Here is a 25,536-nt window from a genome sequence, read left to right as displayed (position 1 = left end):
GCGCCGCCGCTCGGGTCGTCCCGGTCGGGATACATGCGCCGGTGGGGGCGTACGAACCGCTGGTGGCGTGAGACGCGGCCGGCGGTGTCCCGGGCCCCACCGTCGCCGTCGGGGGTGGGCCCGGGACATCAGCAGCAGGGTGCCCGGTAGCGCCCCGGATCACCCTCAGCTGGTCGTCGTTCATGTCCTTGCCGCGGTCGGCGCGCACCCCTGCCGGCCCCTGCTCGTGGACACCGAAGGGTGGTTCTGGATCAGGGCTGTTGGCGCGCCGCGGTACGGCGACCCTCGTGAGGGCGAACCGCACCACTCGGCCCGTGAAGGTGCCGCGTTCGAGGCCACTCAGTCGAGACAGAACTCATTGCCCTCGATGTCCTGCATCAGGAGGCACGACTCGTTGAATCCATCGGCAAGCAGTAGTGGCCCGCGTACCGCGCCGAGCGGGACCAGTCGTGCGCACTCGGCCTCCAATGCGGCCAGGCGCTCTTCACCCACGAGCCCGGTGCCGACCCGCACGTCGAGATGCACCCGATTCTTGACGGCCTTGCCTTCGGGAACGCGCTGGAAGTACATGCGCGGGCCCACACCTGTGGGATCCATGCAGACGAACCCAGCACCCTGACGCTCAGGCGGCAGCGAGCGAGTGAAATCGTCCCAGGTGGCAAACCCCTCCGGCGGCGGCGGTACGACGTACCCCAACACCTCGCACCAGAAACGAGCGACGCGCTCAGGTTCTGCGCAGTCGAAGGTGACTTGGAACTTCTTGATCGACGTCATCGGCCCATCGTAGAGGCGGGGTCTTTCGTCGTCTCAACGGTCCCTCCCCTGACTGGGTTGTGGCACATTCGGCCGACTCGTGGCGGATCTCGCCGGGTTGGTCATCCACCTGCCCGCCATCACCTCCACCCCTCTCCGGTCTCCCTTCATTTCCGAAGTCTGGATGAGGGCGGCCGCCGTGACGGCGTCCACCGTTCACGGAGCCACGCTGGTGCGTCGTCTCCGTGTCTCGGCGCCAGGACACTCGCAACTGCCCGTTGTGGGCCGGTCTGGTCCTGACTGCCGCTCCGTATTACCCCGATCCGAGCCGGCCCAAGCTCTTCTGATGCCACTGAGCGGCCTTGTCTGGACACCAAGCGCCTTCGGTTTGTTAACTGGTCACAAAGAGCGGCCTTCACTCACTTTGAAGAGTGGGTGGAGGACGGTTTGCGGTTCTTATGACGCCGTTTGGGGTTTCCCGCCGCGAAAGGGAGCCTGCGGCCGACGCAGAAGCGAGGCTCCATTCACCAACAAATCCCGGGCACTTCACGGGATGCTCGCCGCAGGCTCCACAGCACTATGGCCAAGGGAGAGGGGATACAGCGTGCGCAAGCGTCATGCACTGATAGGTCTGACCCTGGGGACTGCACTCGCCCTGGGAGGAACCGCCGTGACTGCCCAGGCCGCCGAGCCCGCGCAGTCGGCCAAGGCCGCGCCCAACGACACGCAGGCCGCCGCAGCCGATTGGCACTACCACAGCACTTACTACAACGCGCCCTCCTCTTGCGAGAACGCCGGAAAGGCTACGGGCCTCGTCTACAAGTGCGTTATCGGCCTGCCCGGGCCCGTCCTGCCCATCTATCTGTACGTCTGGTACTGACACCACAGTCCGGTGGTAGCGGGCAATCCCCATGTGCGCGACCAGTCCTGCTCGCCGGCCGGTTGACTCGGCGAGCGAGCAGGACGTGGTGCACCACGTAAGGGATGCCCTGCAAGCAGAGCGGTCCGGCGCCGGCCGTGCCAGGCTCGCCCCAGGGGCGCGGCGCCGGGACCGGCCTTCGTCCGGGGTCCCGCGCCTCGCTTCGAGGGACCAGCGGGCCAACCGTCGGCGCCGTGGCAGCCGAGCCTCGATCCGGCTGTGGCTCAGGCCGTGGGCCGGTTCGATTCCAGGGCGTCGGCGCGTCCGGCCGCTGCAGAAGCACGAGCCGGTATGCCAGATTCCGTACCCGAACCGGCAGGTAGCCGTCGACCAGCTGCGGAAAGAACCCAGGGCCGGAATCGGAAACGATCACCGGGTTGCTCTGCGATGATCGATAAGTGAGCAGGCGTGAGTGGGAGGCTTTGACCAAGACCGAGGAAGCCTTCATGGTCAACTCGTACGAGAGCGACATCCTCGCCGGTGTGTGGGGTGACCTCGACGAAGCGGACCAGGCCCGGCCGGTCAGCGAACTGGCTGGGACCTTGCTCGCTCTCATCGATCGTGGATGGATTGAGGTCCGTCGGATGGCGCCGTGGGTCTCTCCGTCCGGGGAGGACGGCTGCCAGCCGGGCGATCGGGTACCTCGTGATCATCTGCCGGCGGTCCTCGCTGACGCGGCCAACTGGGAGTATCCCGATGACGGGAACTGGATCGGCGCGCTGACCCTGGTCGAAACCGAAGCGGGAAAGAAGATCACTCGTCTTTCTCCCGAGGAGACGGCCGAGTAGATGGCCGCGTACACGCCACGGCGGGAACCTTCAGCACGCTGAGTCGGCCTGCACCAACCGGGCGATGACCGGGAGCTGTTCCCGCCTGCTGGCTGGTCGGCCCCACCTGGCCCGAGCAGACCACTCGGACACACACCCTGGACTCCGCCCTCTCCGTGGCCGCCCGCATCCCGCCGACGGTCCTGTAGTTCTTGAGGGTCAACGAGCGGAGCCGACCCCCGACCCGCTCGGCATGACGGGCACCCGAAGCGCACGACGAAGGATTCTGTGAACAAGACCGATCTGATGGCGAAGGCACCCTCGATCGCGGCCGCCATGGCCGCCGCCGAGGTGAGCCCCGATGTCCAGCTGGCCCAGACCCGCTACCGGGCCGCACTCGTCTCCAGCTGGGGCATCCCCATCGGAGCTTCGGTCCTGGAAGTCGGATGCGGGCAGGGCGACATGACGGCGGTCCTCGCCGAGGCCGTCGGCCCGCAGGGCCGGGTGGTCGCCGTCGACATCGCGGATCCGTCGTACGGCAGCCCGGTCACCCTGGGGCAGTCGGCAGAACACCTCAGGGCGACGCCGCTGGGCTCCCGCATCGACTTCCGCTTCGGCCTGGACGTCCTCGACGAGGCGGTCACCTTCCCCGACAGCGGGTTCGACTACGCCGTCCTGGCCCACTGCTCCTGGTACTTCGCCTCCCTGGATCAGCTGCGGCAGACCCTCGCCCGGGTCCGCCACTGGGCGCGGAGCCTGTGTTTCGCCGAGTGGGACCTCACAACCCGGTCAGCCGATCAACTGCCCCATCTGCTATCCGTCCTGATCCAGGGTCACATCGAGGCCGGCGGGTCGCGAGGCGAAGGCAATGTGCGCACCCCGTTCTCACACGAAAGCCTGCTCCGGGTTCTCCCCGCGACGGGCTGGGCCCCCGCCCCGGGGCAGGCCATCGACACAACCGGCCTCCAGGACGGCGACTGGGAGGTGGCCGCCTGCACGGCACTGCTCGAAAACGACGACCGGATGGCTGAGCTGCCGCAAGCGGTACGGGACCTGGTACTCAGCCAAGCGGACGTGCTTCGGTCCCTGGCGAAGGACCGAGGCAACACGCCGCTGCCGGCCTACTCGCTGACGGCCCTCTGAGCGGCCTGGGCCACCGGTCCGGGGCCGCGTTCGCCCGGCACGAACCGAGATCGAGCGCGGGGTCGGCAACAGCCGGCCCCCCGGTCCGCCCGTACACCGGGGACCGCTGGGATACCGACACTCGTGGGAGAGCACGAACACAGCGGGCAGGGGGCAGGGGCAGGGGGCGCAGTTCACACCCCCCGCCCCACCCTGAGCGGCGGATCAGCCCGGCGTCAGCGCGCCCTCCGGCACTCCGAACCACTCCTGCAGCGCCTCCGCCAGCCCGGCCGTCGACGTAGGCGCCTGCGCCCCCGCGTCGGCCGCCCAGGCCGTGAAGCCGTCCGGACGGACGAGGACGGCCGCCAGTTCCGGCCGGTCCGGGCAGCCGGCCGTCAGGATGTCGACGCGGTCGGCGTACCCTGCGGCCAGGGCCCGGAGCTCCGGGTCGTCGGTGAGGTCGAGCAGGAGCGCCCGGCCGCCGTGGAGGTGGTCCGCGAGGCGGCCGCCGTCGGTGAGTTCGAGGTCCGGGGCGCTGCGGCCGGTCAGCGGGTGCCCGCCCGGCAGCTCGTACCGCACCCCGGCGCCGTTGAGCCGCGCGGTGAGGTACGTGGTGCCCACGACCGTCTCCGCCAGGTCGCTGACGATCTCGCGCAGGGCCCGGGACTGCGGGTCCGGGCGCATGGCCGCGACCTGGGACCGGGTCCAGTCCAGGACCCACGCGCCGACCGGGTGCCGCTCGGAGGTGTACGTGTCCAGGAGCCCTTCCGGCGCCCGGCCGCCGATCACCGCGGCGAGCTTCCAGCCGAGGTTCATCGCGTCACCGATGCCCAGGCTCAGCCCCTGGCTCCCGAACGCCGAGTGCACGTGCGCCGCGTCGCCCGCCAGCAGCACCCGGCCCTTGCGGTACTCGGTGACCTGGCGGGCGTGGTCGGTGAAGCGGGTCGCGGTCGGCACCGCGGTGATCGTGACGTCGACGCCGGATACGCGGCGCAGCCGCGCCTGGAGGTCTTCGGCGGTGACCGGCGCGTCCCGGTCGGCCGGCGGGCCGTCGAACTCCACGGTGACGATGCGGCCGGGCATCGGCCCGTGTGCGTACACCCCGGTATCGGTGGCGGCCCAGCCGATCTTCAGGTCCTCGGCGCCGGTCATCTCCACGACCGCCTGGTGGCAGGTGATCTCCGGGTCCGTACCGGGGAATTCGAAGCCCGCGAGTTTGCGGACCGTGCTGCGGCCGCCGTCGCAGCCCACGAGCCAGCCGGCCCGTATCGCCCCGCCGCTCGTCCGTACGGTGACGGCCTCCTCGTCCGCGTCGAAGCCGGTCAGCTCCACCCCCCGGCGCACGTCGACGCCGAGCTCGGCTGCCCGCCCGCCGAGCAGCCGCTCGATGTCCTGCTGCGCCACGAAGGCGATCTCGGCGGCGGGTCCGGCGTCGCCGAGGCCCGGCTCCGTACGGTCGACCAGGTCGGCGCGCAGCATGATCCCGGCGAAGTGCCCGACGAACCCGAGCCCTTGGTTCGCGGCCCCGCCTCCGTCCCCGCCGCTCCGCTCGCGCATGAACGCCCGGAAGCGGTCCATCGTCTGCCGCTGCACCTCGGCCAGCTCGGGCAGCATGCCCCGGCGGTAGAGCACCTCGGCGCTGGGCGTGGTGATGGCCCCGCCCTTGATCGTCGGATTCACTTCGGTGAGGCGCTCCAGGACGGCCACGCGCGCGCCTCCGAGCCGGAGCTCGCAGGCCAGCATCAGTCCGACCGGGCCGCCTCCGGCCACTACTACGTCATAGTCCATGGCACCCACTATGACCCAGGGTCAGAAAGGCCCGTACACCGCCCTGACCAGCCACAACAGTCGCACGATGTCAAGGGATCGGCCCCCGCGAGGAGGGACGGGAAGCGGGCCGGAAGCACAGCCTCACCCTGCGGATGCTCCTGAACGAGATCTCGTCATGTCCCAGAGCCCGCGCTGTCCGGCGTACCGTGCCGCCCGCCGGGCAGCGCGGTCGGCCTCGACGCGGGACCGCTCCCCGCCCCGCTCCTCGCAGGGCCGTGCCGACCCCGGAGACCAACGCACCTCGGTCGCCGCCCCCGAGACGCGCTCCCCTGCCGGCCCTCATCCAGGAGTGGGCCTCCATACGGACCCAGTCGTTGCCGCGGGCGGCGATCCGCCAGCCCGCCACCCGTCCTGGTGACCGCCTCCACCCGAGGCGCAGGCCGATGAGGATCCGCCGGACGATCAGTGCCGGGAGGAAGCCGAGGGCGTCTTCGAAGACGGCGCGGGCCCACTGTTCGCTGGTGCGCGTTCCGGCGTTCGGTGCTGTGAGTGTGAAGACGTCCGCGTAGTCGGGACGGGCTATGGTGCTGAGCGCCCGAATGGTGCCGGAGCGGGTCGCGAGCGAGTGCAATGGGTGGACGAGACCTGGAACGCCGAAGTCCGCCGGGACGTAGCCCGCGTGCTGATGACGTTGCGTGTCGAGTTCGCCGAGCAGAACCACCCTGGCGGCAGGGCGATCGCGGACATCACGCACCGCCTCCATGAGGAGTGCACCGCCTGGATCACCGAAGCACGCGCGAGCGGCGCCATTCCACCGGGGCCGCCGCCCCGGCAAACGGCGCTCGCTCTGCTCGGCGCCCTCGAAGGGGTCGTGATCGCATTCGCCGGGCAAGCCCCGTACGACACCGAGTTCGCCGACCGGGCCGTCCGCGGGGTCCTCGGGGTCCCAACTACCTCGATCCTCGCCTGAATTGAGGCACCCTCGCCGCCTCTCTGCAGGTGCCACCGAAAGATTTGCGGGGCTGGGCGTGCGGGGCGGAGCCGGCATGAGCTCTGCTACCGCGACGCCTGACGCGGCCGCTGGACGGCCGGCCCGAGAACCCACCGCAGTCCGGGCAGTTCGCCTCGGGCGCGCGTCCTCTCGCCGCCACGTCGACGGTGCCGCAGGCGGCGGTCACCGCTTCGACGTCCACGTCGTCGATCCAGTCGAACACCAGCGAGTCCCAGAGCGATGTGTCGGTCCGTATGAGACGGGGAGGCGTACGCGGTCGTCGAGACAACGCTCATAGCAGGAATGCACCCGTCGAGCCCGGGCACGGCACCCCGGACACCTGGGCGGCGGACCGCACGCGGCCGCTACCAACACCTCGCCGTGAACTCCACGGCCTCCAACCGCACATCGTCCGGCGAGCAGACCCACCAGCGAGACATGCCCCGCCGGAGCGTTCCCTCGCTCGGCTCCTGACCTGGGACTTCACGGAACTCCGGCCAGAGCCGCGAAAATCCCCAGGCACGCTCTTCGTTCCCCACTCGGGTGCGCGCGCATCGATGGACCCCACGCGTCCCGCCTCCTTCGATCAGGGGTTTCTCAGGGCCGAGATCAGGGACAGTCCGGAGCCGTCGACGCCGCACAGGGCCGTAGCGTCGACGCGGCGGGTGACTGATGCCCTGACCGATTCCCCCTGGAGAAGGCGAACAGTGTTCCGAAACAAGGCTCGAGCAGTGTCGTCACACTCTTCCGGTGAGGGGCGGGTTTCAGGTCTGTCGTGCGCCGGAGTGGCGAGCGTGGGCGGCATCGTCGGCCTGACCGGTGTGCACAAGACGTACGGCCGCGGCGACAGCCAGGTGCAGGCGCTCGACGGGGTGGACATCGACTTCGCGGCAGGCACCTTCACCGCCATCATGGGCCCCTCGGGCTCGGGCAAGTCGACGCTGCTGCAGTGCGCGGCGGGCCTGGACCGGGTCGACGTGGGCAAGATCCTTCTGGATGGCGCGCCGCTGCACACGCTGTCCGAGCGGGCGCTGACCGAGCTGCGCCGCGAGCACATGGGCTTCATCTTCCAGTCCTTCAACCTGATACCGGCATTGACGGCTCGACAGAACGTCGAACTTCCCTTGCGGTTGGCCGGGCGCCCTATCGACCCGGCGGCGATCGACAAGGGGCTGGCCGAGGTCGGTCTCGCCGAGCGCGGCGAGCACCGGCCCGCCGAACTGTCGGGTGGTCAGCAGCAGCGTGTCGCGATCGCGCGGGCGCTGGTGACCAGACCCAAGGTGATCTTCGCGGACGAGCCGACCGGCGCGCTGGACTCGCGTACCGCGCGTGAGGTCCTGGCGCTGCTGCGCGGCGTCGTCGAGCAGCACGGACAGACGGTGATCATGGTCACCCACGACCCGGTGGCCGCCTCGTACTCGCAACGGGTGGTCTTCCTCGCCGACGGCAGGGTGACCGGCGAGCTGTCCGACCCGACGGCCGAGACCGTGGCCCGGCGGATGGCCGTGCTGGAGCCTGGCGAGAGCGAGACGAAGCCGTGCTGAGCATCGCCGCAGCAACCCTGCGGCACCGTCTGATGGGCTTCGTGGGCGCCTTCCTCGCCCTCGCCCTCGGCACGACGATGATCGGCATGATGACGCTGACCCTGGCGGCCACCTTCGGCACGCCGCACCCGGGGCCGCAGCGGTTCAAGGAAGCCTCGACCGTGATCGCGCCGCAGGGCTTCCAGGGGCGCCCGATGAAGGCCCCCGCGGTGCTGCCGGCCGACGTCGTGACCAAGGTGACCGAGGCCGGGAAGGCCACCGCCGACCGTAGCTTCCCGGTACGGCTGAACCCCGGTTCCGCAGGGACGACCGGCCACCCCTGGTCCTCGGCCGCCTTCGCGGGCTACCACCTGGTGGCCGGGCGCGCGCCGCAGGCCCCGGACGAGATCGTCGTCGCCGGCGGCGCCCAGTCGCTGATCGGGCGGCAGGCCGAGGCTGTCACCTCCGACGGCGCCGGGCGCTACCGGGTGGTGGGCGTCACCGACGCGCTCTGGTTCGAGAACGCGGTCTTCTTCAGCGGTGCCGAGGCGCAGCGCCTGTCGCCCGGTGTCAACGCGCTGGTCAGCGGCCAGAAGGCGGATCAGCTGTCCGCTCTCGTGGGCGGCCGGGCCGTGGTCCTCAGCGGCCACGACCTGACCCGGGTCGACCCCGACTCCACCGGCGGCGCCCAGGCGCTGGCCAACGCCCAGGCGATGGCGGGCAGTACGACCGGACTCGCGGTGTGCGTCGCGGTGTTCGTCGTCATCGCGACCTTCGCCTTCGCCACCGAGCAGCGCCGCCGCGAGCTGGCGCTGCTGCGGTTGGTGGGTGCCGCGCCGCGGCAGGTGCGGCGCATGGTGCTCGGCGAGGCGTTGCTGATCGGTCTGGCGGCGGCGGTCGCCGGCTGTGTCCTCGCCCCGCTGTGCACCGTGCCGCTGCGCTCCTGGATGCTCGACCACGACGTCGCCCCCTCCTGGTTCACCATCCCCTTCAACCCGCTGCCGCTGCTGATCTCCTTCGTCATCGGCGTGGCCGCAGCGCTGGCCGGCTCGGCCGCCACTCTGGTCCGGGTCTCGCTGATCCGGCCGATCGAGGTGCTGCGCGAGAGCGTGGTGGAGCGTCGCGGGATGACGCCGATCCGCTGGCTGCTGGGGGTCGGGATGCTGATCGGCGCGGTCGTCGCGGGGATCACGATCTCCCGGACCGCGCCGTATCTGGCGGCCAGTGCCCGCAAGTACGAGGCTGTGCCGCTCCTCTACGTCGGGGCGGTCACCCTGCTGGCGCCAATCCTGCTGCGTCCGGTCACCCGGCTGCTGATCGGCCCGCTGCGCGGCTCGGCCAAGGCAGGCCCGCTGCTGGTGCGCGAGAACATCCTCACCTCCCGGCGGCGTACGGCCGCCACGGTGGCGCCGATCGTGGTGGCCGTCGGGCTGGTCGGCACCCTGCTGACGATGCAGAAGTCCGGTGACGCGGCGGTCCTCGCCCGCCAGCGGCAGGAGATCCAGGCGGCGGACGTGGTCGTGCCCGGCGGATCCGGGATCGACGCCCGCACGCTGGTGCGGCTGTCGGCCGTGCCCGGGGTCCGGGTCACCCCGGCCACCTCGATGAACATCCGGATCGGCACCGCCCAGGGAGACCAGATCGACTCGCTGAGCGCCGACGCGGTGCCCGCAGCGGCGCTGGGCACCACCATCACGCCGCCCGTGCTCTCCGGTTCGCTCGCCTCGCCGCCCGAGAACTTCCTGGTCATCGACGAGCACGCGGCCCAGTCCAACAGCCTGTCGGCAGGGGACCAGGTTGTCACGCTGCTGCCGACCGGCGAGAAGGTCCCCACTGTCATCGCGGCGGTGGCCGCGCGCGGTCTGACCGGCGACGACACCTATGTGTCCGCGTCGCTGACCGGCGCGGTGATGCCGAGCCGGGTCTACCTCGACTCGACGGCGGGCGTGGGCCGGCCGCTCGACGAGCAGCAGACGGCCGCGGTGAACCAGGCGCTGGCCGGCTCCGGCGCGCGCGTCCTGACCTACGGCGACTACCTGGAGACCCAGCGCGCGCACGCCGCCGAGCAGACGGACAACGCCGCGGTGGTCATCCTGGGGATCGCGCTGGCCTACGCGCTGATCGCGGTCGCCAACACCCTGATCATGGCGATGGCCGGGCGGCGGCGGGAGTTCGCCCTGCTCGGGCTGGCCGGTGCGGTACGCAGCCAGATCGTGAAGGTCGCCGCAGCCGAGTCCGCCGTGGCGGTGGTCGTCGGCACCGTGCTCGCCGCCGTGGCGACCGGACTCGCCGCGGCGACCCAGCACGTCTCGCTGAACAAACTCGTGGCCGACGCGCCGACGGTGATCCCGTGGGCGCAGGTCCTGGAGACCGTCGCGCTCTGCGCCGTCGTCACCGTCGTCACCGCCTCCGGGGCGACCGGACGGGCGACCCGCCGACGGGCGGTCGAAGCCGCAGGCATGCGCGAGTAGGAACAGGACAGCCGGCTCGGCGCGATCCAGTCGGCTGGCTTCTTCAGATCTCGTCAGCGACCGCCGACTGTCCGTGGCAAGCCGGCGCACCGCGGGTGGGGAATCGAGGGAAGCAGGTCTGTCCCCTCTCGACCAGCACCGAGTCCCCGACGACGCCCACCGTCTCGACCACGAGGTCTTCGGCCTCCGGCCAGACCAACTCCCGGAACCTGCGCTCGACCCTCACCCAAGGTCACGGTTGCATGGTCTCGACCGGTGGTACTTCGAGAAGCCACTCGTTGACCGGGCCGCAGGCCCCGATCACGTTGATCGGCGAGCCATCTCCGTTCCGGCTGCCACGGCGCCGGCATCCCGCGCAGGGAGCCAGCCGCGTTCGTTGAGGGGGCACCCGGGCCGTCTACGCGGTGTGCGTGCGGACCGAGGTCGCCGCGGGCTAGGTGATCGGCGCCTACGTCGGGCGGGCGGTGGGCTCCGCGTCCCCTTGCTCGACCTATCGAGATTCGATAGATTCCCATCGCAACTCGATGGAAGGATGCGTCATGGGAAAGCTGACAGTGGGTGCGCTGCGCGCCGTGCTCGTGGTGGTGCTCGCCGGCACCACGTTCGTACAGGTATTGATGGTGTGGGCATTGGCCACCGATCCGGAGGACGGGTCGCTCCCGCTGACGCCGCTGCGCCTGATCACGATCCTGGGCATGGTGTCGGTCCAGGTCGCCCTGGTCTGCGTGTGGCGGCTGGTGACCATGGTGCGCCGTGGAACCGTGTTCTCCGACGCCGCCTTCCGGTACGTGGACATCGTGATCGGCTCGATCGCGGCGGCTGCCCTCGTGTGGTTCGCGGTCACCGCCATCAATGCGCCGGGCCAGCGGGAGGACCCGGGCGTCACCGTCATCATGGGCGGGGTCGGCGTGGCCATCCTGGGAGTCGCGCTCTTGGTGCTCGTGCTGCGGATGCTGCTCGCCCAGGCCGTCGCGCGTGACGTCGAAGCGTCGCAGATGCGGGCCGAGTTGGACGAGGTGATCTGATGCCGATCGCCGTCGACATCGACGTGATGCTGGCCAGGCGGAAGATGTCCGTGGGCGAGCTCGCGGACCGCGTCGGGATCACTCCCGCCAACCTGGCGGTACTCAAGAACGGCCGCGCCAAGGCGGTGCGGTTCGCGACGCTCGCCGCGCTCTGCGAGGTGCTCGAGTGCCAGCCGGGCGACCTGCTGCGCTGGGAGGCCGAGGACGCTGCGGCGGATGACGTGCCCCAGGGCGTGCGTGAAATGCCTGGCACCACCGGCCGGTGACGCGGAACCCGGGCCGCATGGGCCTGGCCGGCGACCGCGACCTGCGGAACGTGACCTCCGTTCCAGCGGCACCGAAGCACGGCGAGTGCCTGAGCGGCGGTGGATTTCAAGATTCTCCGTCACCGGTCAGGGACAGCTGGCCTAGGGTGCTGTCGTGTCGACGGAAGGCAGGCAACGACGGATGAGGGTCAGTGTGGTGGGGGGCGGCATCGCCGGGCTGACCTGCGCCCTGAGCCTGCACGCCGCCGGCTTCGAGCCGCGGGTGAGCGAGGCGGCACGGACGATCGAGGCGGTGGGCGTCGGGATCAACCTGCTGCCGCACGCCGTCCGGGAGCTCGCCGAACTCGGCTTGGCCGACGAGTTGGCCGCGATCGCGGTGCCCCCGCAGCGGCTGAGCTACCGCGACCGGGCGGGCGAACCGGTGTGGGAGGAGCCGCTCGGAATGGCGGCCGGCTACCAGTGGCCGCAGTACTCCGTGCACCGCGGCCGCCTGCACGTCATGTTGCTGGCGGCGGTGCACGAGCGCCTGGGGCCGGACTCCGTCCGCACCGGCCGGCTGTTCCAGCGCTTCGAGGAGACGACGGGCGGCATTCGGGCCCACTTCCTGGACCGGACGAGCGGTGAACCGTGGGTGGAAGAAGCCGACTTGCTGGTCGGCTCCGACGGCATCGACTCTGTAGTCCGCGCCCAGCTCTACCCCGACGAGGGCCCCTCGAACTGGAACGGCGTCCACATGTGGCGCGGGGTCGCACCGTACCCGCACATCCTCGACGGCCGTTCGATCGTGGTGGCCGGCGGCACCCCCGGGGCGAAGTTCGTCGCCTATCCGATCGAGGACCCGGTGAACGGGGGTGACGAAGCCTTGCTGAACTGGGTGCTTGAGGTACGGCACCGGCAGCCCGCCGAACCGCTGGACCGCTCGAACCGTCGCATCACGCCCACGGAGGCCCTCGCCGGGCTGGCCGACTGGGACTTGCCGTGGATCGACCTGGAGACGCTGGCCGAGCGCTCCTCAGCGATCTACGAGTATCCGATGCTCGACCGCGACCCGCTGCCGCGCTGGAGTTTCGGACGCGTCACCCTGCTCGGTGACGCCGCACACCCGATGTTCCCGATGGGCATGAACGGCGGCTCGCAGTCCATCGTCGACGCCCGTGTGCTGGCCTGGTGCCTGGCACGGGAACGCGACCCCGTGGCCGCGCTGCGCCGTTACGACCAGGTGCGCCGACCGACGGTCAACGCGGTCGTACGGGCCAACCGGGATGCGGGGCCGGAAGCGATCACCGCACGAGCCGCAGAGCGCGGCGGGACACTACCCGACGGCCAGGCCGAGAAGATCGCGAACCGCTACAAGAAGCTGGCCCAGGCCACCGTGGCGCAGGTCAACACGCACCCGTCGTGGACGGTCCCGCGCAATGCCCCAGATCCGACATGGTGAGGGCCGTGAGATGTCCTGAACACGGTGAGGAAGCCATCGAGGTGCGCCCGAGAGGGTACGACCGGCTGCCGCTCCTATCCTCACCGACGTGCGGATGAGGGTGGCGGCCTTCACCTGATCGGGCCAAGCGAAGGCGGTCGGCTGCCGCGAATGGCCCAGCATCGGGACACCGGGCAGGCCATGAGTCGGATGAGATGCCTAACGTCGCTCCAAGGTCACATCGGTTCGCGAAGCTCGTGGAGGAGTCATGTCCCATCGGGTCCGCTGGCTGGCGGGCGCCTGCGCGAGTACGGTCGCTGTCGGCCTGCTCGTCACCGGAGGCGCCCTCGCCAGGCCGCCGCAAGAGGCTTCCGGCAGGGACGCCGGGCCTGAGGTCGCCGTGGGCGCCTATCTCCACTACGGCTCCCCCGGCGTCGAGAGGATGCGGGAACTCTCGCGCTGGCTCGGGGGCGCCGAGCTGCGCGCCGGGCACACCTACCTGCCCGGCGACACCTGGTCGAACATCGAGGGGGCACCCGATTCCCTGCTCAGCTGGGCACGGTGGCGCAAGGCGAGAGCCGATCGGCTGTTCGTACTGAACGTGCCCATGCTGGAGCGCAACGAGGCCGGCGTCCCCGACGGCCGGGTCGCCGAGCTGCTCCGTTCCGGCGCGCACGGTGAGTACGACCACCACTTCCGCCGGCTGGCCAAGCGTCTGGTCGCCCTCGGGATGCCGGACACGGTGATCGTGCTCGGCTGGGAGATGAACGGCTTCAACTACACCCACCGGTGCCGGCCCGACCCCGAGAACTGGAAGAGGTACTGGCGGAGCATCGTGGGCGCCATGCGCTCCGTGGAGGGGCAGCGGTTCCGTTTCGACTTCGCGCCCAACCGCGGCGGTGACGCGATCGCCTGGACCAGGTGCTACCCCGGCGACGACGTGGTCGACATCATCGGCATGGACTCGTACGACCAGCCGCCCGGCGACTCCTTCGACGAGCAGGTCAACCAGCCCTACGGGCTCCAGCAGCAGGTCGACTTCGCGAAGGAGCACGGGAAGCCGATCTCGTACCCCGAGTGGGGGCTGTTCCGCAACGGCGACAACGCCGAGTACATGCGGGACATGCTGGGATGGATCGCGGAGCACAAGCCGCTCTACCACAGCATCACCGACTACTGCCCGCACGGCGTGTGGCAGTGCAGCAAGAACCCGCGCTCCGCACGAGTGTTCCGCGAGGCCCTGTCCACAGACGCGAGATGAAGACACGGGTGCTCGCGCAGCGGGGGGGTCGGGGCCGCCGCGTGAGTCGAAAGGGGGCGCCGCGGGCCGTCAGGCGGATTGCGTCTGTTCGCTCGGCTCGTCGTCCTGTGCCGTCTCGAACGACTCCAGAGCCTCCGTCAGCGTGCTGAGCGTCTGCTCCGCCAGGCCCCGCAGGAACTCGGGGCACACCCAGGCGTCCAGGGCCTCTTCCTCGGCGTCCCCCTCGGCGTACTCCTCGTCCTCGTCGTCCCACCCGTAGTACTCGGCTATCTCGGCACGGCCGCCCGGGCTGCGCAGGAAGTAGCCGACCTGGTTCAGGTAGTCCGCGTCGCCGGTATCGGGATGGTCGCCGGAGTCATGGGCGCACTCATCGTCGCGCAGCAGCGGGAGGGCGCCGCGGACGCCCTCGATCATCGCGTCCAGTACCGAGCGGTCGGTGATCCGCTCCGACGCCGCGTACCAGCAGGTGGCGTTCATGGTCACGAGGTAGCCGGCCAGCACCCCGCGGGTCGGACGCGAGGGAAGGTCGGCGGCTTCGTCCGTCAGCACCTCGTGCGGATCGCAGTAGGGGTAGTCGTTCACGATGCCCGAGAGGGTCTGGATGCAGCTCTGGTGGTACACCGGCGCTCCCACGGGAACGCGACGGACGGTGAGCGGGGCCATCACATCGGCGACGAGCCGCGCCCAGCCCGCCACGTTGCCCGGACACAGCACCCGCGCGGCATCGGGTGCGGGCTCCCCCTCCCCCGCCGCGAGTTCGCCGGTCAGCAGCCCGTTGTCGCCGAGCCAGACCTCGTCCTCCATCGCGTCCATCTCGGCCTCGTACGGGTGATCGTCGTGGGAGCAGGGTCGGCCGCCCAACTCCTTCGCCGCGGCGCGAAGGGCATCGAGGGCGGCGAGCTCGGCCGCCCTCCCCGGACGCCACGCGAGGTAGCCCGACATCCCCACCAGCCCGTACACCCACACGTGCGCCTGCTCCCCACCCGGATCGGCCGCGAGCCGACGGGCGCAGTCCATCACGAGGGGATCCGCCTCGTCCGCCGGGGAGGTGCTGTGGACGTTCCGCCAGGCATCGGCAAGCTGTTCGACTGTCAGGTCCGTGGTATCGATCATGAATGAGACGACGGGCCCCCGCCCCTGTGCGGTTCCCGGTCCCGCGGCCCGAATCGAACCCGTCGCCCACGGACTCAGCCGGCCGGTACCGTCCACTTCTGCTGCGCGGCCCCGGTGCAGGTCCAGAGCTGTAGCCGCGTCCCGTTGGCGGAGTTGCCGCCGGTGACGTCGAGGCACTTGTCCGCCTGCGGGTTCACCAGGTCGCGGGCCCCGGACACCGCCCAGCGCTGGGCCCCCGTTCCGTTGCAGTCGTAGAGCTGGACCTGCGACCCGTCGGCGGTGCCGCCGCTCGCGACGTCGAGGCACTTGCCGAGCGCCCGTACGGTCCCGTCGGAGCCGAGGGTCCACTGCTGAGCGCCGGTTCCGTTGCAGTCGTAGAGCTGGACCGGGGTGCCGTTGGCCGGGTTCGCCCCGGCCACGTCGACGCACTTGCCGGCGAGCCCGCTGATCCGGCCGGTCCGGCCGCCGGTGCCGCCGTCGTACGAGGTGACTCGGACGTGGTCGACCACCAGTTGCTGGGGGAAGGCCGTACTGCCGTCGGGATCGCCGGGCCAGTAGCCGCCGACGGCGAGGTTGAGGATCAGGAAGAACGGCTTGTTGAACGCCCAGCTGCGCCCGCCCAGGTCGGCGGGGGTCCGCCGCTGGTAGACGGCGCCGTCGACGGACCACGTGACGGAGTCGGGGGCCCAGTCGACGGCGAAGGTGTGGAAGGCGTCGGCGAAGGCCTGGCCGCCGGGGAGGGAGTACGCCGCCCCGATGCCGCCGGAGCCGGAGTAGCCCGGGCCGTGGAGGGTGCCGTGCACGGTCGACGGTTCGAAGCCGACGTTCTCCATCACGTCGATCTCGCCGGAGTTGGGCCAGCCGACCTGGCCGATGTCGTCGCCGAGCATCCAGAAGGCGGGCCACATGCCCTGGCCCCGCGGCACCTTGAGCCTCGCCTCGACGTGTCCGTACGCCTGCGTGAAACGGCCTGCGGTGTTGAGGCGGGCCGAGGTGTACTCGCAGCGGCCGTACCAGCAGGTGTAGTTGGACGGGTTCTCCCGGCGGGCGGTGATGACCAGGTGGCCCTGCCCGTCGAGGGCGGCGTTGCGGTTGCCCTCCGTGTAGTACTGCCGCTCATGGTTGTTGACGTTGTCACCGGTCTCGGTCTGCCACTTGCCGGGGTCGACGGCGGCTCCCGCCGGTCCGTCGAAGTCGTCGGAGAAGGTCACGGCCGCGCCGGCCCGAGGCGTGGGGGCGGGCTCGGCGGCGCCGGTGGCGGGGGCGGCCAGACCGCCCCAGCAGACGAGGGCGAGGGCGCACAAGAGCGCGCGCCGGTGCCAGGTGGGGTGCACGGTCATCACATCGATTCGAGTGTGGGGATCACGAAAGACATGCGCATGACAATTTGACGTCAGGGAACGAATGCAAGGGCAGGCCCCTCCGGGCCCCTTCGTTCACTACTTGATTCAAGGCGCACGGTACGGCCGCGTCAAGATGCCTGCACCGTCCGCCCAGCGCTGTCCGCGGTCCACACACCGGTGAGACGTGCCGCAGTCCGAACGAGATCGGCGATGGCTCTGGACCGGCTGGACGGTGGCCAGGCGATCACGGTGGTGACCGTCGGCGCGTCCAGCACGGGCACGGCGGCCAGATCGTCGTGCAGTTGGGATCGGCACGACTCCGGTGAGACCGCGCAAGCACGGCCGAGCGCGACGAGCTGCAACAACTGCGCGTGGTCGCGGACCTGCGGGCCGGGGCCGGGCGGGTAGGAGCCGTCGGGGTCGGGCCAGCGTGGCAGGGGCAGGCCCGGCAGCCCGGCGATGTCGGCCATGTGCACATGGGGCCGGACGGTGAGCAGATGCCCGGCCGGCAGGACCACGACCTGGCCCTCCGTGCTGAGTTCTTCGGTGTCGAACCCGGCCGTCGAGTCGAACGGCCGGTACAGCAGCGCCACATCGGCCCGGCCCTCGCGCAACAGCCGTCCCTGTTCGGCCGGACCGCACAGGATGACGTCGACGGGCACCGCGCCGGGTTCGGCGGCGTACGCGTCGAGCAGTTTCGCCAGCAGTTCGCTGGACGCGCTGGCTTTCGTGACCAGGACCAGGCCGTGACGGCCGCTCGCGGATAGGGCGGCGCGGCGGGTCCGGCGCTCGGCGGCGTCGACCGCGTCGAGGGCCGTCCGGCCCTCCGCCAGCAGCACCGCGCCGGCCTCGGTCAGCGTGACGGTGCGGCTGGTCCGATCCAGCAACGTTGCCCCGAGCCGGCGTTCGAGCTGCTGGATCGCCCGTGACAGAGGCGGCTGTGCGATCCCGAGCCGCTGCGCGGCGCGCCCGAAGTGCAACTCTTCAGCGACCGCGACGAAATAGCGCAGTTCCCGGGTCTCCATACGGCCACGGTACTCGGGATCCATACCCGGACGGTATCGCCGCCCACCCCATCGGTCTTGGACCTCGCACCCGGGTCCGAGGCAGCATGAGTCCCATGAGCGAACGAACGATTGCGCTGGTCACCGGCGCGAACAAGGGAATCGGCTACGAGATCGCCGCAGGCCTGGGCGCCCTCGGCTGGACCGTCGGCGTCGGCGCCCGCGACGATCAGCGCCGTGGGGCCGCGGTGGAGAAACTGCGCGCGGCCGGCGTCGACGCGTTCGGCGTACCGCTGGACGTGACCGACGACGCGAGCGCGACCGCCGCCGCACGGCTGATCGAGGAGCGGGCCGGGCACCTCGACGTGCTCGTCAACAACGCCGCCATCACCGGTGGCATGCCGCAGGAGCCCACCCGGGTCGATCCCGACACCATCCGAACGGTCGTGGAGACCAACGTGATCGGCGTCATCCGCGTCACCAACGCGATGATGCCGCTGCTGCGCCGCTCCGCCTCACCCCGGATCGTGAACATGTCCAGCAGCGTGGGCTCCCTCACCCGGCAGTCAGGGACCGCTGGTGAGCAGCCGCCCGGGCCGGTGGCCGCGGCGTACTCCCCGTCCAAGACGTTCCTGAACGCCGTCACCGTCCAGTACGCCCGGGAGCTGAGCGGCACGAACATCCTGATCAACGTCGGCTGCCCCGGCTACGTCGCCACCGACCTCAATGGCTTCCGCGGCGTGCGCACCCCCGAACAGGGCGCCGCGATCGCCATCAAGCTCGCGACCCTGCCCGACGACGGCCCGACCGGCGGGTTCTTCGAGGACGCCGGCGAAGTGCCCTGGTGATGCGCCGGGAGGTCACCACCCGCCCTTATGAGACGCCTGAGCTGCGACCGACCGCCACACGAGAGAATCCAACCCATGAACACGCCACCATCACCACCTGGACCGGCCCGAACTGACGGATCATCCGTCCGGATCGGCGCACTCGTTCCGCTGACTCGGCCCGGCTGGGCCGAGGCAGGCCGACACTTGCTCGCCGGACTCGAACTGGCCGTGCGCGAAGTCAACGACGCCGGCGGGATCGCCGGAAGACCGCTCGAACTGGTGGTCCGGGACACCGCGGCCGATCCGCAGAGGGCCGAGGCGGCCGTGGACGAATTGGCTCGCCTGGGCGTGGCCGCCGTGGCGGGGGAATATCACAGCGTCGTCGCTCGGGCCGCCGCGGCCAGGGCCGACGCCCTCGGCCTGCCGTTCCTCTGCTCGTCAGCGGTTCTCGACGCGCTCACCGAACAGCCGACGGACTGGGTCGCGCGCATCGCCCCGGCGCAGTCCCAGGGCTGGCGGATCTACGCGGACTTCCTCCTCGGCGCGGGCCACCGTCGCATCGCCGTAGCATCCCAGCCGAGTGTCTACTGGGCGGCTGGGGCCCGCATTCTGCGGGACTACCTCGCTCCACGCGGCGGCACCGTCATCGAACTCGACATGTCCACGCTCACCCCCACGGCCTTGTGCGACGAACTCGTCAACCATCGCGCGACAGCCCTCCTTCTTCTGGTCGGCCACCCTGAGCCAGCCGTGTCGATCGTCAGGTCCGTCCGCCGCGACCAGCGCCTCGCCGAGATCATGATCGGCGCTCCGGCCGGGCAACCGGAGTTCACCGAATGGGCGACGTCGCTGGGCGACGACAGCGCCGGGATCCCGTTCCTGCGCTACCTGCCCGAGCGCCTCAGCCCACTCGGCGCACGAGTCGAGACGGCCCTCCGCGAGCAGCTGGCCGAAGCGCCCTCCTTCGTCGCCTTCGAGGGCTACGACACGGTCGCCGTCCTCGCCGACGTGCTGCGTTCTCACGGCACGGACCGGGCGCGCACTGCCGAATCCTGGCCGCGCGTCGCCGTCGAAGGCACCCGCGGGCTGATCCGGTTCTCCCGCACGCCGGGCATCAGCGTGTGGCAATGGGCCTGGGCGCCGATCCAAGTCGTTGATCGAGATCCGGCGGAACCCGACCGCTTCCGGGTCCTCCACTCCAGCCGAGAGCACAGCCCGGAGGTCGGACCGCCCAGATCCGTCAGGACCTGAGACTGCTGCCTGCCTGTCCACCTGTCTACCTGTCCGCTGACGGCGTCAGGCCGTGACCGGACTGACTGTGAAGAGGTTCGAGCAGACCTGGAAGGGAGTGTTGAGCAGTACCGCTTCCGTGGACGCGGGCGGGTAGACCTTCAGGAACGCGCCCTTGGGCAGGCACGGGCCGCCGATCGGCCCGTTCGTCGTGTGGAGGGTAGCCGTGGCGCTGCGCCCAGGGGCCAGGGAAACGGCGGCGGGTACCTGGCCGTCGCGGTCCGCCGGCTTCCCTACCTGCGGGACCGACGCACGCCAGTGTGGCCCCCACGGCCATGGACAGCAGGACGGGAACCGCTGTTCGTACGGACGGCACCATGACTCACCCCGATCGATCGGCTGACGCGGACGCCGGCACAGATGATTGATGCCCGTCCCGCCTACCCGCGATACGCGCCCTCAAGCCGTCGGGCCCCTCCCTGCTGGTGAGGGGTCCGATGGCGTTCCCTACACTCTCCCTTCGCACACATGAACGGTTCCGGAGGGGGATGGGCTGATGGAGCGCAGGCGGGGCCGGAGACGGGGCATCTGGGCGATCGTGCTGCTGGCGGTCGGCGGACTGCTGGTGGTCGGCGCGAAGACCTACGCGGCGATGTCAGCCGGGCACCCGGAGGTGGCGTACGAGAAGCACCGCATCCCGGGCGAGAGCATGCGACCGGCGTACACGCCGGGAGACAGCGGCTGGTTCTCCATGGGCACCGCCGACGAGCTGGAGATCGGGCGCGGGGACGTGGTGCTCGCATCGATGCCGGACTGGGTGCCCGACGGGCTGCTGCTGTCGAGGGTGGTGGCGCGCGGCGGCGACCGGATCGAGTACCGGCCGGGCGAGGGGAGGCTCCGGCTCAACGGGGAGCCGCTGGATGAGCCGTACGTCCTGGACCGGTCGGTGCCGTCGATCGCGCCCTTCGACGTGACGGTTCCCGAGGGACACGTGTTCCTCATGGGCGACAACCGCGTGAACTCCATCGACTCCTCGCTGCAGCAGGCGGCGGGGAGAGGACCGGGCACCGTCTCGCTGTCGGCGGTGCGGGGCGAGGCCGTAGCGGCGCCGACAGGCCTCATCGTGGCGGGCGGCGCCGAGGCGTCCGGGATCGTCGTCATTCTGGCCGGGGGTGTGCTGGGGGTCTGGGCGCTGGTTGCGCGCCGACGGCGGCCGGCAGCAGGGTCGGCCGCAACGGCGAGTTGATGCGGCATCGGGACCCGGATCGGGATCAGGGGGCCGAGCTGCGCCGGCTGCCGAGCCGGTGGCTCCCGTGCTGCCCGGGGCCTTGAGAAATCGGTTCCGGGCAGAGCGCTCGATCCATAAGGTGCGGTCCGTGGACACCAGATACCAGCGCCTCGTCGCCTCTGACGCCGATTTCCTGGCCGACTTTCTGATCAAGGGAGCATGGCCGTTTCACAGCCAGGCAGGGCTCGACCCCGACGCCGTCCGGCAGCGGGTCGGCGAGGGCTGCTACGACGACGGCGACAGCCGGACGTTCTGGATCGTCGAGGGTGACGAGAGAGTCGGATTGATCCGTCTGTTCGATCTGGCTGACGTGCCCGAAGGAGGCACGCCGTTGTTCGACCTCAGGATCGATTCCGTCCATCGGGGCCGAGGCCTCGGCAAGCAGGCTCTCGCTTGGCTGACGGGATACTTGTTCACGGAGTTTCCCGACCTCCGGCGCATCGAGGGCACCACTCGCAAGGACAACCTCGCGATGCGCCGTGCGTTCCTGTCCAGCGGATACGCCAAGGAAGCCCACTACCGGGACGCTTGGCCAGGCAGGCAGGGTCAGGTCCACGACGCGGTCGGATACGCGATCCTGCGTCGCGACTGGCTCTCCGGCGAGACGACTCTGCCCGACTGGAACGATGAGACGCCCGTCGGCTCCGAGGCTGCCGGCCAGTGAGGGCCGAGCCGGCCCGGACGAGGGCGATCTCGGGGTGCATGAGCCGGAGGGGTCGGAGGAGGAAGCCGAAGAGGCCGCCGTCTACTGCCGGTTAAGCTTCTCCATGACACGGTCGCGGAGAAGCTCGTACTCCTCACGCAGCCTGCGCCACTCGGCTACGGGCGGACGGGGAATGACGTCTCCCCCGGTGACTACCTCCTCCGGCCCAAACTGCTCGCGGGTGAGGTCGATCTCGATGCCCATACCCAGGCGGTTCCACCAGTGGTAGTCCGCAAACTCTCCGTTGACGTGCACCTCTCCCCGGATCAGTTCTCCTCCCAGCAGGTCATTGAGCACCATGGCGGTCACCCCGCACTGGTCTCGAGCCGGATTGTCCTCGTTCCAGCGCGGCCGGAACCCTGGCGTGCAGGTCTCGGCACTCCAGCTGCCGCGAACAGCTCGTTCGATGTCAGTGAGAAGCAATGGCGTCATGCCTGCGATCCTGCCAGCACCCACTGACAACGTCCGGGCCCTGAACCTCGGCAGTACACACCGGCCTTGGTCTGGACGACGGCCTGGGGGGCGCCGGCGGTGGCACCCTCCGCGAACCGGCGGGCACGGTCGCGGTACCGGTCGCATGCGGCACGTCAGAATTCGTCCGCACGGGTCAGGGCTTCGGTGATCAGGCGGGTGGCGAAGTCGGGGTCGTCGGCGATGCGGTTGATGTGTTCCGCGAGCAGGAAGGCGGTGGCTTCCAGGGGAGTCATCTCCTCGTCAGTCCAGTCTCCGTACTGTTTGCGCCACAGGTTGGGGCTCAGCCCGGTGCCCGCGGCGATGACCAGGCCGGCCATGGTGGGGATGGCCTCGGGGCGGACGCTCTTGGGCATCATGCGCATCGTGGCCACGAGGTTGGGCACCACGTACTCGATGACGTCCTTGTCGTGGTCTTCGTGGGCCTTCCGCAACCACGTCATGAACATGAAGATGAGCGTGCACGCGCCGTCCAGCAGATCATCGACTCCCTTGGGGCCCAGCGACGCGGCGAACTGTTGGACCAGCACCTGTTGTTCGGGATCGGTCCCGGTCCGGCCGGCGTGGATGCCTTTGAGCCGAGAGTCGATCATCATGAGCGCTGCGCCCACATCGCCGACGGGAGCGTGCTCGGGGTGGTAGGGCGAAGACACAGATTCCTCCTCAGGTGGTCCGCTGCGATGGCAGCCAGCGTGTCCGTCCAGTAGACAGCCGATAAGACGGGCGCCGATGCCTTTATCCCCACAAGTCGGTGACGGACAGTCAACGCCCATATCCTACGAGTAGTTCGGTGACGACACAGGGCGTCGCCGAACCACCGCTCGTGTAAGCCGCGGCGGCGTGCCGGCCTCGGGTGCGTCCGCGGTCAGGGTGACGCCTTCGTGGTCTCCAGCAGTACGCATTGATCGAAGTTCATGCAGCCACACTCCAGGCAGTTCGCGACTGCCTGGCGCAGGGCCTGGGCCTGGGCGATGTGCCGGTCGAGTTCGGGGAGTTTGCGCGTGGCCATCTCCCGCCACTGCCGTGTCGCCGATGGTGTGGTGTCACCGGCCAGCAGTTGCGTGATGTCGGCGAGGGTGAAGCCCGCTCGCTGGGCCATCTTGATCAGGGCCACCCGGCGGACCGTCGGCGCGGGCCACACTCTGCGTCCGCCCTCGCGGCGCGCGCCCGGCAGCAGACCGCGCTCCTCCCAGTAGCGCAGTGCTGACGCACGCACGCGGGCCTTGTCCGCGAGCTCACCGATCGGCAGGTACCGCATGCCCACCCCTCCCCCGTCCCGTCTTGACTTCAAGCGTGCTTGAAGGGCGACTGTGACGTGCATGTTCTCAGCAACACCGGGACGTCCGGTGCCCGGCCCCTACCGCTCGCTGTTCGCCGACCGGACCTTCCGGCGGCTGATGCCGGCCTTCGCGTTGTCCGACCTGGGCGACGGCATGACCGTCGTCGCCGTCGCATGGCTCGCACTTGCTCTGGGACCCGAGGGTGGCCAGGGCGCGCTGGTCGGCATCGCCGTCGTCGCCTACGTTCTGCCCGGCGCGCTGGGTGCGCTGGTCCTGGGCCGGTGGATGCGGCGGCTTCCGGCGCGGCGGCTCCTGATCGCCGACTCCGCCCTGCGGGCCGTGCTGTTGGGAGCGGTCCCGCTCGCGCACGCGGCGGGGGTGCTCACACCCGCCCTGTACGTCGGGCTCCTGGGGGCTTCCTCGCTGCTCCACGCCTGGGGGAAGGCCGGCAAGCACGCCCTGTTCGCGCCGCTGCTCTCGGACCGACAGCGCCTGGCGGCCAACAGTGTGCTCAGCACCAGCCTGTCGAGCGCGACGATCGCGGGCCCCGCTCTCGCGGGCCTTCTGTTGCCAGTGATGTCCCCGGTATGGATCATCGGCCTGGACGCCGCCACGTTCGCCGTGCTCGCTGTCCAGACCGGCAGCACCACGCTGCCCCCCGCTCCGGCATCAGGACCGGTAACCGGCGGTGCAGGGCAGGGCTTGAGCCTTCTGCGGCGCCGGCCCGAACTCCTCGGCCTGCTCGTCGTGACCTGGCTGTTCAACCTCGCCTTCGGCCCCGTCGAAGTCGCCCTGCCGCTGTTCGTCTCCCACGACCTCGGTGCCGGTGCGGAACTCCTCGGCGCCTACTGGGCCTCCTTCGGCATCGGAGCCGTCATCGGCGGTCTCACGCTGGGCGTCGCCGGCCGCCTGCCCCTGTGGCCGGCCGTGCTCGGCATCATCGCGGGTCACGGCATCGGCATGCTCCCCTTCGCCCTCACGCACACCGCCTACCCCTCCCTCATCGGGTTCGCCTTCGCGGGACTCGTCTACGGCCCCTACTCCGCCCTCTCCCTCACCCTGATCCAACGCCGCACGCCCGCCGGCTCCCTCACCACCGTGCTGGCCGCGCGCAGCGCCGTACTCCTGACAGCCTCGCCCCTCGGAGCGGGCCTCGGCGGCTTCCTCCTCGACCGGGTCGGTGCCCCGGCCGTCCTCGTCGGCTGCGGTGTACTGATGATCCTCATCGTCCCGGCCGGCACCGTGGCACTGAAGACCGCACCCCGGGCACGGCCCGCCCTCGAGCCCGCCACCACCACCGCGATGGCACCGACGGAGCGGTGATCTTGCCGTGCGCGAGGAGCCAGGCCGGCACCGCCCCCGTCATATCGAGCCGACGACCTTGCGCGGGGTGACGCGGACGACGACGCGGTCGGCGTCGTCCTTCGACGCCGGGTTGAAGTCCGCGTAGTCCTTGCCCGTGTACTTGCGCGACAGTGCGTTGATCAGTTCCTGGCCGCCCTCCGTGGTCAGCGTGGCCGAGCCGCGGACCTCGGCGTAGGTGTAGGGCGCGTTCGCCGGGTTGATCATGACCGTGATCCGCGGGTCGGCGCGCAGGTTCTTCTCCTTGCGGCGGCCGACGGTCGTGGAGACCAGCAGGTCGTCACCGTCCCGGGTGAGCCAGGTGATCGACAGCTGCGGGCTGCCGTCCGGCTGGATCGTGGCCACGGTCGCGAAGACCGGGCTGTCGTCGATGAGCTTCTTCAGGTCGTCGGAGAGTTCGGTGGACACGGAGCGGTTCCTTCCCTCGGCTGGCTGCCGTCTCCGGACCGACGGCTGCCGTCAGTGGAGATCAGCACCGGACAGCCTGCTGAATCGCGGCTGTCCCCGGCAAGCTCCGCCCGCCCCGTGCCGAGCCCGGCGCCGCGGGTCGGACGCCCCCGATTCCGGGACGTGGCCGGGCCCGCCGCGCCCGCCCGGCAGATCGGGGCGCTTCGGACGGTCCACCCG

Annotated in this window: 25 protein-coding genes; 15 read left to right on the top strand and 10 right to left on the bottom strand. The window is 70.5% G+C overall.

What is annotated here, in order from left to right:
• Positions 1–339: 339 nt before the first annotated feature.
• A complete protein-coding gene (locus tag ACFV0Q_RS10795; RefSeq protein WP_385003655.1) occupies positions 340–774 on the bottom strand; it encodes a VOC family protein in 435 nt (144 codons plus the stop codon).
• A gap of 649 nt (positions 775–1,423) precedes the next feature.
• On the opposite strand from ACFV0Q_RS10795, the gene ACFV0Q_RS10790 reads away from it, so the two are divergent.
• The 3 genes from ACFV0Q_RS10790 to ACFV0Q_RS10780 all read left to right on the top strand — a co-directional run bounded on the left by ACFV0Q_RS10790 (position 1,424) and on the right by ACFV0Q_RS10780 (position 3,582).
• Complete coding sequence (locus tag ACFV0Q_RS10790; RefSeq protein WP_385003691.1) at positions 1,424–1,633, top strand: hypothetical protein; 210 nt, start codon at positions 1,424–1,426, stop codon at positions 1,631–1,633.
• Between the two features lie 461 nt (positions 1,634–2,094).
• Positions 2,095–2,460, top strand: a complete 366-nt coding sequence (locus ACFV0Q_RS10785; RefSeq protein ID WP_385003653.1) for a hypothetical protein — start codon at positions 2,095–2,097, stop codon at positions 2,458–2,460.
• A 267-nt stretch (positions 2,461–2,727) separates the two neighbouring features.
• On the top strand, positions 2,728–3,582 hold the full coding sequence (locus ACFV0Q_RS10780; protein ID WP_385003651.1) for a class I SAM-dependent methyltransferase: 855 nt from the start codon (positions 2,728–2,730) through the stop codon (positions 3,580–3,582).
• A 204-nt stretch (positions 3,583–3,786) separates the two neighbouring features.
• Here ACFV0Q_RS10780 and ACFV0Q_RS10775 read toward each other — a convergent pair whose 3' ends face one another.
• Complete coding sequence (locus tag ACFV0Q_RS10775) at positions 3,787–5,349, bottom strand: FAD-dependent monooxygenase (RefSeq protein ID WP_385003649.1); 1,563 nt, start codon at positions 5,347–5,349, stop codon at positions 3,787–3,789.
• 616 nt (positions 5,350–5,965) lie between these two features.
• Between ACFV0Q_RS10775 and ACFV0Q_RS10770 the strand changes: the two genes are divergently transcribed.
• The 7 genes from ACFV0Q_RS10770 to ACFV0Q_RS10740 all read left to right on the top strand — a co-directional run bounded on the left by ACFV0Q_RS10770 (position 5,966) and on the right by ACFV0Q_RS10740 (position 14,285).
• Positions 5,966–6,301, top strand: coding sequence for a hypothetical protein (locus tag ACFV0Q_RS10770; protein WP_385003647.1), 336 nt, complete (start codon positions 5,966–5,968; stop codon positions 6,299–6,301).
• A gap of 824 nt (positions 6,302–7,125) precedes the next feature.
• Positions 7,126–7,866: an ABC transporter ATP-binding protein gene (locus ACFV0Q_RS10765; RefSeq protein ID WP_385003687.1), complete on the top strand. Its 741-nt coding sequence runs from the start codon at positions 7,126–7,128 to the stop codon at positions 7,864–7,866.
• Positions 7,860–10,316, top strand: a complete 2,457-nt coding sequence (locus ACFV0Q_RS10760) for an FtsX-like permease family protein (RefSeq protein WP_385003645.1) — start codon at positions 7,860–7,862, stop codon at positions 10,314–10,316. Before ACFV0Q_RS10765 ends, ACFV0Q_RS10760 begins: the two co-directional genes overlap by 7 nt.
• A gap of 539 nt (positions 10,317–10,855) precedes the next feature.
• Positions 10,856–11,341 (top strand): DUF2975 domain-containing protein, encoded by a 486-nt coding sequence (locus tag ACFV0Q_RS10755; RefSeq protein ID WP_385003643.1) that lies wholly within the window; start codon positions 10,856–10,858, stop codon positions 11,339–11,341.
• Complete coding sequence (locus ACFV0Q_RS10750; RefSeq protein ID WP_385003641.1) at positions 11,341–11,607, top strand: helix-turn-helix domain-containing protein; 267 nt, start codon at positions 11,341–11,343, stop codon at positions 11,605–11,607. The genes ACFV0Q_RS10755 and ACFV0Q_RS10750 overlap by 1 nt, the downstream gene beginning before the upstream one ends.
• Positions 11,608–11,788: 181 nt before the next feature.
• Positions 11,789–13,045, top strand: a complete 1,257-nt coding sequence (locus ACFV0Q_RS10745) for a flavin-dependent oxidoreductase (RefSeq protein ID WP_385003639.1) — start codon at positions 11,789–11,791, stop codon at positions 13,043–13,045.
• A 247-nt stretch (positions 13,046–13,292) separates the two neighbouring features.
• The gene (locus ACFV0Q_RS10740; protein ID WP_385003637.1) at positions 13,293–14,285 is read left to right on the top strand and encodes a glycoside hydrolase family 26 protein; all 993 of its coding nucleotides are present in this window, start codon (positions 13,293–13,295) and stop codon (positions 14,283–14,285) included.
• Positions 14,286–14,354: 69 nt separating this feature from the next.
• Here the strand turns inward: ACFV0Q_RS10740 and ACFV0Q_RS10735 are convergent, their stop codons facing one another.
• From ACFV0Q_RS10735 to ACFV0Q_RS10725, 3 genes are all read right to left on the bottom strand, one after another.
• On the bottom strand, positions 14,355–15,398 hold the full coding sequence (locus ACFV0Q_RS10735; protein ID WP_385003635.1) for a hypothetical protein: 1,044 nt from the start codon (positions 15,396–15,398) through the stop codon (positions 14,355–14,357).
• Between the two features lie 74 nt (positions 15,399–15,472).
• The gene (locus tag ACFV0Q_RS10730; RefSeq protein ID WP_385003633.1) at positions 15,473–16,738 is read right to left on the bottom strand and encodes a ricin-type beta-trefoil lectin domain protein; all 1,266 of its coding nucleotides are present in this window, start codon (positions 16,736–16,738) and stop codon (positions 15,473–15,475) included.
• A gap of 131 nt (positions 16,739–16,869) precedes the next feature.
• Entirely contained in the window at positions 16,870–17,766 is an 897-nt protein-coding gene (locus ACFV0Q_RS10725) for a LysR family transcriptional regulator (protein ID WP_385003685.1), read from the bottom strand.
• A 95-nt stretch (positions 17,767–17,861) separates the two neighbouring features.
• Here ACFV0Q_RS10725 and ACFV0Q_RS10720 point away from each other — a divergent pair, with 95 nt between their 5' ends.
• Positions 17,862–18,593: an SDR family NAD(P)-dependent oxidoreductase gene (locus ACFV0Q_RS10720; protein WP_385003631.1), complete on the top strand. Its 732-nt coding sequence runs from the start codon at positions 17,862–17,864 to the stop codon at positions 18,591–18,593.
• A gap of 75 nt (positions 18,594–18,668) precedes the next feature.
• Positions 18,669–19,826, top strand: a complete 1,158-nt coding sequence (locus tag ACFV0Q_RS10715; RefSeq protein WP_385003629.1) for an ABC transporter substrate-binding protein — start codon at positions 18,669–18,671, stop codon at positions 19,824–19,826.
• Positions 19,827–19,871: 45 nt separating this feature from the next.
• Here the strand turns inward: ACFV0Q_RS10715 and ACFV0Q_RS10710 are convergent, their stop codons facing one another.
• On the bottom strand, positions 19,872–20,201 hold the full coding sequence (locus tag ACFV0Q_RS10710) for a DUF4232 domain-containing protein (protein ID WP_385003683.1): 330 nt from the start codon (positions 20,199–20,201) through the stop codon (positions 19,872–19,874).
• Positions 20,202–20,361: 160 nt separating this feature from the next.
• Here ACFV0Q_RS10710 and lepB point away from each other — a divergent pair, with 160 nt between their 5' ends.
• Together lepB and ACFV0Q_RS10700 are read left to right on the top strand one after the other, a co-directional pair.
• On the top strand, positions 20,362–21,051 hold the full coding sequence (gene lepB / locus ACFV0Q_RS10705; RefSeq protein ID WP_385003627.1) for a signal peptidase I: 690 nt from the start codon (positions 20,362–20,364) through the stop codon (positions 21,049–21,051).
• Positions 21,052–21,181: 130 nt separating this feature from the next.
• Positions 21,182–21,757 carry a GNAT family N-acetyltransferase gene (locus tag ACFV0Q_RS10700; protein WP_385003625.1) on the top strand — a complete coding sequence of 192 codons (576 nt, stop codon included), beginning with the start codon at positions 21,182–21,184 and terminating at the stop codon, positions 21,755–21,757.
• A gap of 81 nt (positions 21,758–21,838) precedes the next feature.
• Here the strand turns inward: ACFV0Q_RS10700 and ACFV0Q_RS10695 are convergent, their stop codons facing one another.
• The 3 genes from ACFV0Q_RS10695 to ACFV0Q_RS10685 all read right to left on the bottom strand — a co-directional run bounded on the left by ACFV0Q_RS10695 (position 21,839) and on the right by ACFV0Q_RS10685 (position 23,525).
• On the bottom strand, positions 21,839–22,228 hold the full coding sequence (locus ACFV0Q_RS10695; protein WP_385003623.1) for a hypothetical protein: 390 nt from the start codon (positions 22,226–22,228) through the stop codon (positions 21,839–21,841).
• 155 nt (positions 22,229–22,383) lie between these two features.
• Positions 22,384–22,920, bottom strand: coding sequence for a hypothetical protein (locus ACFV0Q_RS10690; RefSeq protein ID WP_385003621.1), 537 nt, complete (start codon positions 22,918–22,920; stop codon positions 22,384–22,386).
• Positions 22,921–23,132: 212 nt separating this feature from the next.
• Positions 23,133–23,525 (bottom strand): MerR family transcriptional regulator, encoded by a 393-nt coding sequence (locus ACFV0Q_RS10685; RefSeq protein ID WP_385003619.1) that lies wholly within the window; start codon positions 23,523–23,525, stop codon positions 23,133–23,135.
• Positions 23,526–23,586: 61 nt separating this feature from the next.
• On the opposite strand from ACFV0Q_RS10685, the gene ACFV0Q_RS10680 reads away from it, so the two are divergent.
• Complete coding sequence (locus tag ACFV0Q_RS10680; RefSeq protein WP_385003617.1) at positions 23,587–24,870, top strand: MFS transporter; 1,284 nt, start codon at positions 23,587–23,589, stop codon at positions 24,868–24,870.
• A gap of 39 nt (positions 24,871–24,909) precedes the next feature.
• Here ACFV0Q_RS10680 and ACFV0Q_RS10675 read toward each other — a convergent pair whose 3' ends face one another.
• Positions 24,910–25,317 (bottom strand): PPOX class F420-dependent oxidoreductase, encoded by a 408-nt coding sequence (locus ACFV0Q_RS10675; RefSeq protein ID WP_385003615.1) that lies wholly within the window; start codon positions 25,315–25,317, stop codon positions 24,910–24,912.
• Positions 25,318–25,536 lie beyond the last annotated feature (219 nt).

It is taken from the genome of Streptomyces sp. NPDC059564 (assembly GCF_042735575.1).
In the GTDB taxonomy this organism is placed as follows: Bacteria; Actinomycetota; Actinomycetes; order Streptomycetales; family Streptomycetaceae; genus Streptomyces.
This window is presented reverse-complemented; position numbering and strand designations above follow the sequence as displayed.

What these genes read in the sequence shown, in the direction of transcription:
- ACFV0Q_RS10795 (WP_385003655.1), bottom strand. Translation starts at nt 774, where the DNA reads ATGACGTCGATCAAGAAGTTCCAAGTCACCTTCGACTGCGCAGAACCT.
- ACFV0Q_RS10775 (WP_385003649.1), bottom strand. Translation starts at nt 5,349, where the DNA reads ATGGACTATGACGTAGTAGTGGCCGGAGGCGGCCCGGTCGGACTGATG.
- ACFV0Q_RS10755 (WP_385003643.1), top strand. Translation starts at nt 10,856, where the DNA reads ATGGGAAAGCTGACAGTGGGTGCGCTGCGCGCCGTGCTCGTGGTGGTG.
- ACFV0Q_RS10750 (WP_385003641.1), top strand. Translation starts at nt 11,341, where the DNA reads ATGCCGATCGCCGTCGACATCGACGTGATGCTGGCCAGGCGGAAGATG.
- ACFV0Q_RS10745 (WP_385003639.1), top strand. Translation starts at nt 11,789, where the DNA reads ATGAGGGTCAGTGTGGTGGGGGGCGGCATCGCCGGGCTGACCTGCGCC.
- ACFV0Q_RS10740 (WP_385003637.1), top strand. Translation starts at nt 13,293, where the DNA reads ATGTCCCATCGGGTCCGCTGGCTGGCGGGCGCCTGCGCGAGTACGGTC.
- ACFV0Q_RS10735 (WP_385003635.1), bottom strand. Translation starts at nt 15,398, where the DNA reads ATGATCGATACCACGGACCTGACAGTCGAACAGCTTGCCGATGCCTGG.
- ACFV0Q_RS10730 (WP_385003633.1), bottom strand. Translation starts at nt 16,738, where the DNA reads ATGACCGTGCACCCCACCTGGCACCGGCGCGCGCTCTTGTGCGCCCTC.
- ACFV0Q_RS10725 (WP_385003685.1), bottom strand. Translation starts at nt 17,766, where the DNA reads ATGGAGACCCGGGAACTGCGCTATTTCGTCGCGGTCGCTGAAGAGTTG.
- ACFV0Q_RS10720 (WP_385003631.1), top strand. Translation starts at nt 17,862, where the DNA reads ATGAGCGAACGAACGATTGCGCTGGTCACCGGCGCGAACAAGGGAATC.
- ACFV0Q_RS10715 (WP_385003629.1), top strand. Translation starts at nt 18,669, where the DNA reads ATGAACACGCCACCATCACCACCTGGACCGGCCCGAACTGACGGATCA.
- lepB (WP_385003627.1), top strand. Translation starts at nt 20,362, where the DNA reads ATGGAGCGCAGGCGGGGCCGGAGACGGGGCATCTGGGCGATCGTGCTG.
- ACFV0Q_RS10695 (WP_385003623.1), bottom strand. Translation starts at nt 22,228, where the DNA reads ATGACGCCATTGCTTCTCACTGACATCGAACGAGCTGTTCGCGGCAGC.
- ACFV0Q_RS10685 (WP_385003619.1), bottom strand. Translation starts at nt 23,525, where the DNA reads ATGCGGTACCTGCCGATCGGTGAGCTCGCGGACAAGGCCCGCGTGCGT.
- ACFV0Q_RS10680 (WP_385003617.1), top strand. Translation starts at nt 23,587, where the DNA reads ATGTTCTCAGCAACACCGGGACGTCCGGTGCCCGGCCCCTACCGCTCG.